Raw genomic sequence first — 12,382 nt, 5'->3', positions numbered from 1 at the left:
AATGTTCACATAATAAAATCTAAAATGAGGTGTTACTTATGATTGCAGTAGAACTATTTGTCGTCCTGCTCTTTATCTTTTTGGGGGCCAGAATTGGCGGTATCGGTATTGGTTTTGCCGGTGGTGCTGGTGTTATTGCCCTTTCATTAATTCTTGGTGTTCCAACAAGCCAATCTTTTATCCCGGTCGATGTAATTTTGATCATCATGTCGGTTATCACCGCAATTGCAGCAATGCAGGTTGCTGGCGGTATGGACTGGTTGGTACAAATTGCAGAAAACTTTTTGCGTAAACACCCTGAACGTATCACCTTTTACGCGCCGATTGTGACCTTTGTAATGACACTGATGGCGGGTACTGGTCACACAGCATTCTCTACGCTGCCTGTTATTGCAGAAGTAGCAAAAGGCCAAGGTGTTCGTCCTTCTCGTCCACTGTCTATCGCAGTTGTAGCCTCTCAAATTGCGATCACAGCTTCGCCTATTTCGGCAGCAGTTGTGGCTTTCGCAGCGATGCTGGCACCCTTTGGTGTCGATTACCTAACGCTATTGATGGTTTGTATTCCAACAACCTTCATCGCTTGTATGGTTGGTGCGGTTGTCGCGAACTACATGGGCAGCGAACTGAAAGACGATCCTATTTACCAAGAACGTCTAGAGAAAGGTCTAATCAAGCTAGCAACAGAAGAGAAACGCGAAATTCTACCAACAGCGAAGAAAGCGACTTACATCTTCCTAGCAGCGATTGGTTTCGTGGTTTGTTACGCAGCGGCTATCTCTAGCTCTGTTGGCCTAATTGAAAACCCAGCTCTAGGCCGTAACGAAGCGATCATGTCTGTGATGCTGGCAGCAGCAGCGGCAATCGTGATGTTCACTAAGATTGATGCAGCGAAGATTTCTTCGGCTCCAACATTCCGCTCTGGTATGACAGCATGTGTTTGTGTACTGGGTGTGGCTTGGTTAGGTTCAACGTTTGTGAATGCACACGTTGCTGAAATCAAAGACGTTGCTGGTGCTCTACTTGCTGACTACCCTTGGATGCTGGCTCTTGTTCTGTTCTTCGCTTCTATGCTGCTTTATTCTCAAGGCGCGACAACGGTTGCACTGATGCCTGCAGCTCTAGCGATTGGCGTAGCACCACTAACAGCCGTGGCTTCTTTTGCTGCGGTAAGTGCACTGTTCGTACTTCCAACTTACCCTACGCTACTGGCAGCGGTTGAGATGGATGACACAGGTTCAACTCGTATTGGTAAGTACGTATTTAACCACCCATTCTTCATTCCTGGTGTGGCAACAATCAGTACAGCGGTAGCACTCGGCTTCGCATTCGGCGGTCTGTTTATCTAACACTCGCTGAAAAACCAAACCTAAAAGGAAGCTTCGGCTTCCTTTTTTCTTTTCTGCACAATGTGTTTATTTGATACGTATCAAATAAACATTATAAACCTAAAAATCCGAACAAAAATAAAGTTTGAATAAAATTCCAATAATATTCACGCCATTCATTAACAATGCCTGCCAACGCAACCACCCCTTGTTTTCCTATAATTCACATCGAATATTAATCCAAGCTAACTAACCAAAAAACCTTGCTCTTTTTCTAACGTTTTTCAGCCTATTCATTGGTCACTATTTTTGTGAACAATACCAAACTTAAATTCCGACGTAAGGAATAAAATAACCGCAGTTAAATTAAATCTTAATTCATTTGGATATATAAATATAAAGATACTTATATTTAAAGTCGGCAACGTCATATAGATGCTCGCTCTATAAGGGCAAGAATTTTATATCGTTGAATGCTTTATAAATGTCACTGTATTTACAATCTATAAACATTAGTCGCTAATTCACGTCAATTCTATTTAGGATGATGTAAGGAGATAGCCATGACGACTCAGACGATACCAAGCGAGAAAAAAAAGGGCGGCTTCTTTGCCAACTTTAAATTCCCTTCTGCCTACACCATTCTATTTATTCTAATTGCATTCGTAGCCCTGCTTACCTGGGTTGTTCCAGCAGGCCAATACGACCGAGCAATGAATGAAGAGTTAGGTCGAGAAGTACCGGTAACCGGCACCTATCAAGCAGTAGAAGGTAACCCTCAAGGTGTGATTGACGTACTGCTTGCGCCTATTGACGGTTTCTACGACCACAATAGCTATGAAGCTGCAGCAATCGATGTTTCGCTGTTCATCTTAATCATTGGTGGTTTCTTAGGGCTAGTAACCAAAACTGGCGCCATTGATGCCGGTATCGAACGCGTCACCGCCCGCCTAGAAGGGCGAGAAGAGCTGATGATACCGATACTGATGGCATTGTTTGCTGCTGGCGGTACCGTCTACGGCATGGCGGAAGAATCACTGCCATTCTATACGCTGCTAGTACCTGTAATGATGGCCGCTCGCTTTGACCCTCTTGTTGCCGCTGCGACCGTACTGCTTGGCGCAGGGATTGGGGTGCTAGGGTCAACGATTAACCCATTCGCAACCGTGATCGCTGCCAACGCCTCTGGTATCCCATTTACTGACGGTATCGTGCTGCGTATTGCCATGCTCGTTATTGGTTGGATAATTTGTGTTGCCTACGTCATGCGTTACGCAAGAATGGTTCAAGCTGACCCAACAACATCGATTGTCTACGACAAATACGAAGAGAACAAAGCGCACTTCCTTGGTAACACGAGCGACGAAAAACTTGATTTCACCACAACGCGTAAATTAATCCTCACTATTTTCGGTGGCTCTTTCGCTGTGATGATTTACGGTGTATCGGTTGCTGGCTGGTGGATGGCAGAGATCTCAGCGATGTTCTTAGCCGCGACAATCATTGTCGGTATTGTGGCTCGCATGAGCGAGGAAGAGTTTACGACTAGCTTCATTGATGGTGCCCGCGACCTACTTGGTGTAGCGCTTATCATCGGTATCGCGCGTGGTATCGTGGTCGTGATGGACCGAGGTATGATCACCGATACGATTCTGTTCTCTGCAGAACAAATGGTAACGGGGCTTTCTTCAGTTATCTTTATTAACGTGATGTTCTTCTTAGAGATTTTGTTGTCCTTCTTAGTGCCATCAACGTCTGGTTTAGCCGTACTCACCATGCCTATCATGGCACCACTGGCCGACTTTGCTGGCGTAGGTCGTGACCTCGTTATCACCGCTTACCAATCGGCATCTGGCTTGGTGAACCTAATCACCCCGACCTCTGCGGTTGTGATGGGTGGCTTGGCGATTGCCCGCGTCCCTTATGTTCGCTGGGTTAAATGGGTAATGCCATTAGTCGGTATCTTAATGGTGTTCTGCATCGTTGTACTAAGTATTGGTGCGCTGATCTAACTTAAAGCACTTCACTCCGTTCTCATCCAAAGCCGCTTCCATAGCGGCTTTTTTTATTGCTATCTAATCCAACTCCAACCCAATCACCAAAACAACCTGCCGAGCTGCACACGCTTCATTTAACGCCTCTCTATGACCTATCTCAGTAGCAAAGCTTAAACAAGCAAAAACCACTTGCGACAAAGAGTCAGCCAACGTTTAAACATCAAGGTTAAAGCTAATAAATCGCCAACTATTCTTCGCTCTTATATTTATACAAATATTTAGTCATTTATTAGCGTTAATTATATTTAAAGTAATTTACACAGTAATAACCAAAGAGAAAATAGTAGTAATTTTTATAGGAAACTGGCTTAAAAAACCCAATTATAAAGTGTGACCACAATAGCTTTATTCGCATTTATTTTGTTAACAACTAATTAATTCCACATCCAAAATTAAATATCTAAATAAAAACACTGCATACTTCCAAACTAAGCACACTCTTATCAATAAAACTATTCTGCATATAATCCCTCACAAATCGGATTCTAGCTAGGCGAATGAAAAAAGCATGCATAATATTCCCAAGGAGTTAACTATTTAGAAAAGCCTGACAATAGTTGAAAGTGCATAAAGTTTGTTAAAACCCTTGATTTTAAAGGGCTGCGGGATAAAAAACGATTTGTGATAGATCTCTAAGAATACCTGACTAGCAGGCGTAATATTAATTCCAGACAAGAGATATGAATAAAATAATTCATTATTCTCAACTGAAAATAAATAATTACTCTTAGCAATAAAAGTAATTCAAATATATAAGAGAGAGACGATCATGAGTAAGTTCTATGTAGGTTCTGAAATAGGTCAATTACGCCGCGTTCTAGTTCACCGCCCAAGACGCGCACTGACTCACCTAACACCCTCTAACTGTCACGATTTGCTATTTGATGACGTACTGGCTGTTGAGCGTGCAGGTAAAGAGCATGACGCATTTACTCAAACGCTACGTGATCAAGGTGTTGAGGTTCTTCTTCTTACTGACTTACTAGCCGACACACTAGCGGTGTCAGAAGCGAAAGATTGGCTACTAAGCTGCCAAGTATCTGATTACCGTTTGGGTAAAACATTCGCCAATGATGTGCGCTGCTACTTGGGCGATTTACCAAACCTAGAGTTAGCAAAAATCCTAACGGGCGGTTTGTCTTACGCTGAGATGCCAATGAAATCATCTTCAATGATGCAAGGCATGCACGCACCAACTGACTTCATTATCGAGCCACTACCAAACCACCTATTTACTCGCGATACATCTTGCTGGGTATATGGCGGTGTATCTATCAACCCAATGGCGAAACCAGCTCGTCAACGTGAAACAAACCACGTTCGCGCTATTTACCGTTGGCACCCAACATTCGCAGGCCAAGACTTCATTAAATACTTCGGCGATGAAGAAAAAATCAATTACGACAACTCAACGATTGAAGGTGGTGACGTTCTTGTACTTGGTCGTGGCGCGGTGCTTATCGGTATGTCCGAGCGTACAACAGCACAAGGTGTTGAACACTTAGCATCTAGCCTATTCAAACACGGTCAAGCGACACAAGTTATCGCAATGCAGCTACCAAAACACCGTTCTTGCATGCACTTAGACACCGTAATGACTCACATGAACGAAGATACGTTCTCTGTTTACCCTGAAGTGGTAAGTAAAGACGTGCAGTGCTGGAACCTAACTGGCGATGAGTCTGGCGCTGTAAAAGTGAAAGAAGAAGGCTACTTCGTAACGGCTATCGAAAAAGCACTTGGCGTAGACAAGCTAAACCTAATCACAACCGGTGGCGACAACTTCCATGCAGAACGTGAACAGTGGAACGATGCAAACAACGTTCTAACGGTTAAACCTGGCGTCGTTATTGGCTACGAAGGCAACACCTACACCAACGAAAAATACGACAAAGCAGGCATCACGGTTCTTCCGATTCCAGGAGACGAACTTGGTCGCGGTCGCGGTGGCGCACGCTGCATGAGCTGCCCAATTGAGCGTGATGGTATCTAATCACTAAGACGAAAACGGCCAAGTTGAACGATCTTAAATAATCTCAGCTTGGCCAGAATGAGAGAACACAATTATGACTAAGCAAACTGTTGTTGTTGCACTCGGCGGTAACGCCCTACTTCGTCGCGGTGAGCCGTTAGAAGCCGATGTTCAACGCCGTAATATTGAAACCGCGGTTAAAACCATCTCTGAAATCGCGAAAGTGTACAACGTGGTTCTGGTACACGGTAATGGCCCACAAGTTGGTTTACTTGCTCTGCAAGGTTTGGAATACAAAAAAGTAAACCCGTATCCGCTGGATGTATTGGGCAGTGAAACTCAAGGCATGATCGGCTACATGCTGATGCAAGAGTTCAAGAACTACCTACCTGACCGCAACATCTCGTGCATGTTGACGCAAATGACGGTTGATCCAAACGATCCAGCATTTGCGGATCCAACAAAGCCGATTGGTCCGATCTACGAAGAAGCAGAAGCGCGTGAATTGGCAGAGAAATTCCACTGGATAGTAAAACCTGACGGCCAACATTTCCGTCGCGTGGTACCAAGCCCACGCCCTACCGGCATTGTTGAGCACGAAGCGATCACACAGCTTATCGATGCAGGCCACCTAGTAATTTGTACTGGCGGTGGTGGCATCCCAGTGAAAAAAGAGAATGGCAAATTAGTGGGTGTTGAAGCGGTTATCGACAAAGACATGTCAGCGGCTTTCTTAGCGAAACAACTGGATGCGGATGCGCTGCTTATTTTGACCGATGCTGAAGCTGTGTACCTTGATTGGGGCAAACCAACTCAACATGCACTGCGCAGCACCACACCAAGCGAATTGGCGAAGTTCACATTTGATGCAGGCTCAATGGGGCCAAAGATTGAAGCATCGTGCGAATTCATTCAGCAAGGCGGCAAAGTAGTGGGTATCGGTGCACTCGAAGATGGTTTGCAAATCCTGCAAGGCCAAGCGGGCACCAATATCACCAAAGGTTAACGTACTAGCGAGCTTTATCACCTTGAAAAACTTAAAGCTTGCGAAAACAGAATTAAACGAACAAACAGAACCGAACAAATTTAACTAAATATTGAATCGCGCTTTCTTGAATTTTCTTTCCCTGTAACAAGGAAGCGCCTAAATCTAAAAAGGAATACATCATGGCTTTTAACCTACGCAATCGTAACTTCCTAAAACTACTAGATTTCACTCCACGCGAAATTCAACACTTGTTAGATCTTTCTATGGAGCTAAAAAAAGCGAAGTACAACGGTTACGAACAGCCAACACTGACTGGCAAAAACATTGCGCTTATCTTTGAGAAAACCTCCACTCGTACTCGCTGTGCATTTGAAGTTGCCGCATTCGACCAAGGTGCTCGAGTTTCTTACTTAGGCCCATCTGGATCTCAAATTGGCCACAAAGAATCAATGAAAGATACCGCTCGCGTTCTTGGCCGTATGTACGATGGCATTGAATACCGCGGCTTCGGTCAAGAAATCGTTGAAGAGCTAGGCGCTTACGCAGGTGTACCGGTATGGAATGGTCTGACTGACGAATTCCACCCAACACAGATCCTTGCTGACTTCCTAACTATGACGGAATACGGTCGTGGTAAACAACTGCATGAAATCAGCTTTGCTTACCTAGGTGATGCTCGCAACAACATGGGTAACTCTCTGATGGTTGGCGCTGCGAAAATGGGCATGGACATTCGCCTTGTTGCTCCAAAACAATTCTGGCCACAAGAAGAGCTATTAGCTCAATGTCGTGAAATTGCAGAGCACACGGGCGGCAAAATCACACTGACAGAAGATGTTCAAGAAGGCGTACAAGGTTGTGACTTCCTATACACCGACGTTTGGGTATCGATGGGCGAAGCGAAAGAAGCATGGGCTGAGCGCATCAACCTAATGATGCCTTACCAAGTCAATATGGACATGATCAAGGCAACAGGCAACCCACATGTGAAATTCATGCACTGCCTACCGGCTTTCCACGGCGAAGATACCACAGTAGGCAAACAGCTTGCTGCTGAATATCCGCAGCTTAAAGATGGCGTAGAAGTGACAGATGAAGTGGTCGAGTCTGAATTCTCTATCGTGTTCGATGAAGCAGAAAATCGCATGCACACCATCAAAGCAGTCATGGTTGCAACGTTAGGCAGCTAATTACCTAAGAAACTAACCAGTTAAGACGTTAAAAATTAAGAAGCTAAGCACTCACTTGTTGGCAAGACGTTAATAAGTTAAGTGCAATGACAGGGAAATGCGGGTGGCGTTCTTGGGATTTTGACCTTGGATAAAGCTCGCATTTTTTTTCATGTAGTTGAATAGATTATTACCTAAAAAAGCCTGAGATTCTCAGTTCCAACAAAGGCTTAAATGGAAGCTTAAAACGGACGTTATTTCGCATAAAAATCCATTAAATGAATACTTTACAGAAAGTATTGCATGGCCTTTTTATCTGAGTATAATCCTCCGCAATTTGTCTTAAGAGAGCAAAAAATGAACCGCAATTTTGTCGCACATGATTGTCAACCAATACGCCTTAGAATGGCGTTGGTGTCATTTTTATTTTGCTCTATTGATCGTTTCGAAGCCTCCTATTTTTAGGGGGCTTTTTTTTGTCCGCAATTTGACTGTATGCATAGAAAAAGGAAGACCCGTTATGGCGCATTCGTTATTTAACAAGCACATCATCTCCATTCCAGAGCTCTCTCGTGATGAACTGGAGCTTATCGTCGATACTGCCGCAAGACTCAAAGCAGAGCCAAATCCAGAGCTGCTGAAAAATAAGGTTGTCGCGAGCTGCTTCTTTGAACCTTCAACTCGAACTCGCCTTTCATTTGAAACCGCAGTTCAGCGCCTTGGCGGCACCGTCATCGGTTTTGATAATGGCGGAAACACATCACTGGCTAAGAAAGGCGAAACACTTGCCGATTCGGTGCAGGTCATTTCTTCTTACGTCGATGCCTTTGTGATGCGTCACCCACAAGAAGGCGCAGCACGTTTAGCCTCTGAATTCTCTAACGGTGTGCCAATTGTGAATGGTGGCGACGGTGCGAACCAACACCCAACGCAGACCTTGTTGGATCTATTCTCGATTTACGAAACGCAAGGCACGCTCGATAACCTCAATGTGGCATTCGTCGGTGACCTAAAATATGGCCGCACCGTGCACTCATTGACGCAAGCACTCTCAAAATTCAATAACGTGCGTTTCTTCTTTATCGCGCCAGAAGTGTTAGAGATGCCAGATTACATCTGTGAAGAACTGGAAGAGATGGGTATCCAATACAGCACCCACAGCAGCATTGAAGAAGTGGTGCCTGAACTGGATGTGCTGTACATGACTCGCGTACAGAAAGAGCGCTTTGATGCGTCAGAATACGCACACATGAAATCGGCTTACATTCTGACGGCCGATACGCTGAAAGACGCTCGCCAGAACATGAAGGTGCTTCACCCACTGCCACGCGTCGACGAAATAACAACTGACGTCGATAAAACGCCACACGCTTACTACTTCGAACAAGCTGAAAACGGTGTGTATGCACGTGAAGCTTTATTAGCCCTAGTTCTAAACGACACTTTATAAGCAGGAGATACAGTCATGGTTAAACAAACTCAGCTACAAGTAGAAGCGATCCGTAATGGCAGCGTGATTGACCACATCCCTGCTCATCTTGGGATTAAAATTCTCAAACTGTTCAAGCTGCATAAAACAGAACAACGCATCACGATGGGGTTAAACCTGCCATCATCAGCGCTCGGCAACAAAGACCTAATCAAGATTGAGAACATCTTTCTGACCAAGGAACAAGCCAACCAATTAGCTCTATACGCTCCACAAGCGACAGTGAATCAGATTGAAGAGTACAAAGTGGTCAACAAGCTAACACTTGTGCTGCCAGAACAAATCAACAGTGTGTTCGCCTGCCCAAATAGCAACTGTATTTCTCACGGCGAACCTGTCGAAAGTAGCTTTAAAGTGCAACTAAAACACGAAAACGTACAGCTAAAATGTCACTACTGTGAAAAAGTATTCTCTCGCGAGATCATGAGTGAAATTCGCTAACCCTTAGCGCTATTACCTCCGCAACAAAAACCCTTTATAGTTTATGGATATTTATTCCCAACACGGAATAAATATCCATTTAACCAAAGAATAAAACTCCACAATAAAAGCAATTAACCAGAATTTTGTTTGGTGATCGCCCTCAAAAAGATAACTATCCTTTAGTGTTAGACTCAATGAATAGATGATCATACATCTCGCATACCCTCCCTCTTATTTCGGGGTTCATCGGTAAGCCCTAATTAACAATCGTACTCTACGGCTTTGGGAGTGCGTTCTGCGCTATGGACAAGCGATATCAACACGTTGACCTTAAGGAGTTGTTCATGAACCAAATCACTGAGCACGGTTGCTTGTATTCAGCTGAAGATAAAACACTGACTGCCGCGTGCAAACGCTTACTACAACAACAAAGCTTCTCGACCCAGAATCAACTGCGCGAGAAACTGGTCGACATTGGCTATACAGGTATCAGCCAATCGACTGTCTCTCGCATTTTGTCACAGCTTGGCGTTGTCAAAATTCAGAATGCCTGTGGTAAAAAGGTTTACTGCATCACGGTTGAAAGCGCGCCTGTGCGTGTCGATGCCTCAATCTCATCACAAATCGAATTAATTACTCACAACCAGGCGATGGTGATCGTAAAAACAAACCCTGGTTGTGCACAGTTGGTCGCAAGATTAGTCGATATCGACCCACATACCGAGATTATAGGTACGGTTGGCGGCAATGACACCGTGCTAATTATCCCGAAAGACACGATGAACATTGATGCTTGCGAACAAGTAGTAAGAGCACGCTTGGGTGTTGCCTAAATGTCTTATTGGCAAGGGCAGTTCACTGCAGTTGCACTGCTAACCCTCTCTCGATTGCCTAAGAAAGCGGCTCACCCGCCCTAGCGGATATTTGCTGGTCGATGAAACTAATCACAAACTATTACGGTCTGATTGAGTTAAGATACCTTCAACTCCATTTTGATGACTAAATAGTATGCGACGACTTGCCACATTACTTTTTGTTTGTGTTTCCCTGTTCACCCAGCCTGCGTGGGCGCTTTTTGGAAACGACAACGCCGAGCCAAGCTTCGGAGGCAATAACAACGGTTTTGTCCCTGTAGACCAAGCTTTCCCTTTCAATTACTACCAGCAAGACGGCAAGGTCCTTCTCGACTGGCAAGTAAAAGAGGGCTACTACCTCTATCAACATAGCCTCTCGTTCACTGGCCAAAATCTCGCTATCGGCAATGTTGAAATGGAAGATGGCCAACCACACCAAGATGAATTCTTCGGTGAGGTGAGCATTTATACTCAGCCGTTATTCGTGCAAGTTCCACTACAGAGCTACCAAGATGGCTCACAGCTGATCGTTAAGTATCAAGGTTGTGCAGATGCTGGTTTCTGCTACCCACCAGAAACTCGAGTAATCGACATTGAACCGTTTACTTCGACGAATCCTGGGGATATAAAAAGCAGTGATGTGCAAAACAGTGGTGATGCCCAAAATAGCAGTGTCTCACAAGGTTCATCTGCTGCAGCTGGTGAAGCAGACAATTCAGTACAACCCTCTTCTCCTACAGCTGACACAGCAAGCAATGCCACTCAACAAACCAATGCTCCCGTTTCAAAAGAAGCAGGCTTAGCCGATAAGCTCGGTGACAGTTGGTGGACTCCATTACTATTCTTAGCACTCGGTGTTGGCTTAGCCTTTACGCCGTGCGTTCTGCCAATGTACCCAATTCTGACGGGTATCGTCTTGGGTGGCGGCAAGCTCAGCCAAGGCCGCGCGTTAATGCTGTCGTTCATTTATGTGCAAGGCATGGCGTTAACCTACACCTTATTAGGTTTAGTGGTTGCTTCAGCAGGCATGCAGTTCCAAGCGGCCATGCAACACCCTTACGTATTAATCGCGCTGAGTGTTCTGTTCGTGACGTTGGCGATGTCGATGTTCGGCGTTTATAACCTACAACTACCAAGCAGTATCCAAACCTGGCTCAACAATCAAAGCAACAAACAACAAGGTGGCAATACCTTGGGCGTGTTCGCGATGGGCGCTATCTCGGGCTTGGTGTGTTCACCTTGTACCACCGCGCCACTGTCAGGTGCGCTGCTGTATGTCGCTCAAAGTGGTGACCTATTAACGGGTGCGATTGCTCTGTATGCGTTAGCTATGGGTATGGGTATCCCGCTGATCTTGGTTGCGGTATTTGGTAATAAGCTACTGCCAAAAGCAGGCAGCTGGATGGATAAGGTGAAGATCGTATTCGGCTTTATCTTGCTGGCAGCGCCTATCTTCCTGCTAGAGCGAATTATTCCTGAATTATGGGCAACCGTGCTTTGGTCTGGATTAGGCTTCATCGCCTTTGGTTGGCTTTACCACAGCAAGAATGCACTGCCATTCGGCGGCTGGAAGCAAAGCGCTGTTGGTATCATCGCGATGCTCGGTCTGTTCGCTTCAGCGCAACCTGCACTCAATTACTGGTTCGCAGAAAAGAGCGTTGTGGTTGAGCAACAAATCCAATTTGCACGCGTCAACACGGTTGAAGAGTTAGAAATCCAGCTCATCGAAGCCAAGAAACTCGGCAAGCCAGTGATGCTCGATTTCTACGCCGATTGGTGTGTGGCATGTAAAGAGTTTGAGAAGTACACCTTCCACCAAGCTGATGTTGAGAACAAGCTTTCTGATTTCGTCCTACTTCAGGCTGACGTAACGAGAAATATGCCTCAAGACATTGAACTGCTTAAACAATTACAGGTACTCGGCTTACCAACCATAGAGTTCTGGGATGGCGAGGGTAACCATGTTCCAAATGCTCGTGTAACGGGTTTTATGGCTGCCGATGTATTCTTGAAACACATGCAAGACCACCAGCTATAACGGCACTATTCACCGGAATATCTGCCTAAACGAAAGCCGCACTGCCCCTCATTAACGAGATGGCAGT

9 protein-coding genes are annotated in these 12,382 nt (G+C 45.2%); all 9 read left to right on the top strand.

All coding sequences use genetic code 11. From position 1 onward, the window contains the following. The first annotated feature begins 38 nt into the window (after positions 1–38). The 9 genes from AACU28_RS08840 (at position 39) to AACU28_RS08800 (ending at position 12,315) form a co-directional block, all read left to right on the top strand. The gene (locus tag AACU28_RS08840) at positions 39–1,346 is read left to right on the top strand and encodes an anaerobic C4-dicarboxylate transporter (protein ID WP_004729714.1); all 1,308 of its coding nucleotides are present in this window, start codon (positions 39–41) and stop codon (positions 1,344–1,346) included. A gap of 542 nt (positions 1,347–1,888) precedes the next feature. After that, positions 1,889–3,337: a YfcC family protein gene (locus AACU28_RS08835; RefSeq protein ID WP_017094774.1), complete on the top strand. Its 1,449-nt coding sequence runs from the start codon at positions 1,889–1,891 to the stop codon at positions 3,335–3,337. Between the two features lie 814 nt (positions 3,338–4,151). Next, the gene (arcA, locus tag AACU28_RS08830) at positions 4,152–5,375 is read left to right on the top strand and encodes an arginine deiminase (RefSeq protein WP_017088985.1); all 1,224 of its coding nucleotides are present in this window, start codon (positions 4,152–4,154) and stop codon (positions 5,373–5,375) included. Positions 5,376–5,448: 73 nt separating this feature from the next. Continuing rightward, on the top strand, positions 5,449–6,360 hold the full coding sequence (arcC, locus tag AACU28_RS08825; protein WP_004729718.1) for a carbamate kinase: 912 nt from the start codon (positions 5,449–5,451) through the stop codon (positions 6,358–6,360). A gap of 161 nt (positions 6,361–6,521) precedes the next feature. Continuing rightward, positions 6,522–7,532: an ornithine carbamoyltransferase gene (locus AACU28_RS08820; protein WP_017094773.1), complete on the top strand. Its 1,011-nt coding sequence runs from the start codon at positions 6,522–6,524 to the stop codon at positions 7,530–7,532. A gap of 499 nt (positions 7,533–8,031) precedes the next feature. Then, a complete protein-coding gene (gene pyrB, locus AACU28_RS08815; RefSeq protein WP_017083816.1) occupies positions 8,032–8,961 on the top strand; it encodes an aspartate carbamoyltransferase in 930 nt (309 codons plus the stop codon). Positions 8,962–8,976: 15 nt separating this feature from the next. Next, positions 8,977–9,441, top strand: coding sequence for an aspartate carbamoyltransferase regulatory subunit (gene pyrI, locus AACU28_RS08810; protein WP_004729721.1), 465 nt, complete (start codon positions 8,977–8,979; stop codon positions 9,439–9,441). Positions 9,442–9,767: 326 nt separating this feature from the next. Further along, positions 9,768–10,256, top strand: coding sequence for an arginine repressor (locus AACU28_RS08805; RefSeq protein WP_004729722.1), 489 nt, complete (start codon positions 9,768–9,770; stop codon positions 10,254–10,256). Between the two features lie 175 nt (positions 10,257–10,431). Continuing rightward, complete coding sequence (locus AACU28_RS08800) at positions 10,432–12,315, top strand: protein-disulfide reductase DsbD (RefSeq protein ID WP_065682701.1); 1,884 nt, start codon at positions 10,432–10,434, stop codon at positions 12,313–12,315. Positions 12,316–12,382 lie beyond the last annotated feature (67 nt).

It is taken from the genome of Vibrio sp. SBT000027, assembly GCF_963894355.1.
Lineage (GTDB): Bacteria > Pseudomonadota > Gammaproteobacteria > Enterobacterales > Vibrionaceae > Vibrio > Vibrio splendidus.
The sequence above is the reverse complement of the archived record's forward strand: the minus strand, read 5'-3'. Positions and strand labels throughout refer to the sequence as shown.

Excerpts from the sequence above, each read along its gene's own strand:
- AACU28_RS08820 (WP_017094773.1), top strand. The coding sequence starts at position 6,522 with ATGGCTTTTAACCTACGCAATCGTAACTTCCTAAAACTACTAGATTTC.
- pyrI (WP_004729721.1), top strand. The coding sequence starts at position 8,977 with ATGGTTAAACAAACTCAGCTACAAGTAGAAGCGATCCGTAATGGCAGC.
- AACU28_RS08800 (WP_065682701.1), top strand. The coding sequence starts at position 10,432 with ATGCGACGACTTGCCACATTACTTTTTGTTTGTGTTTCCCTGTTCACC.
- arcA (WP_017088985.1), top strand. The coding sequence starts at position 4,152 with ATGAGTAAGTTCTATGTAGGTTCTGAAATAGGTCAATTACGCCGCGTT.
- pyrB (WP_017083816.1), top strand. The coding sequence starts at position 8,032 with ATGGCGCATTCGTTATTTAACAAGCACATCATCTCCATTCCAGAGCTC.
- AACU28_RS08805 (WP_004729722.1), top strand. The coding sequence starts at position 9,768 with ATGAACCAAATCACTGAGCACGGTTGCTTGTATTCAGCTGAAGATAAA.
- AACU28_RS08835 (WP_017094774.1), top strand. The coding sequence starts at position 1,889 with ATGACGACTCAGACGATACCAAGCGAGAAAAAAAAGGGCGGCTTCTTT.
- arcC (WP_004729718.1), top strand. The coding sequence starts at position 5,449 with ATGACTAAGCAAACTGTTGTTGTTGCACTCGGCGGTAACGCCCTACTT.
- AACU28_RS08840 (WP_004729714.1), top strand. The coding sequence starts at position 39 with ATGATTGCAGTAGAACTATTTGTCGTCCTGCTCTTTATCTTTTTGGGG.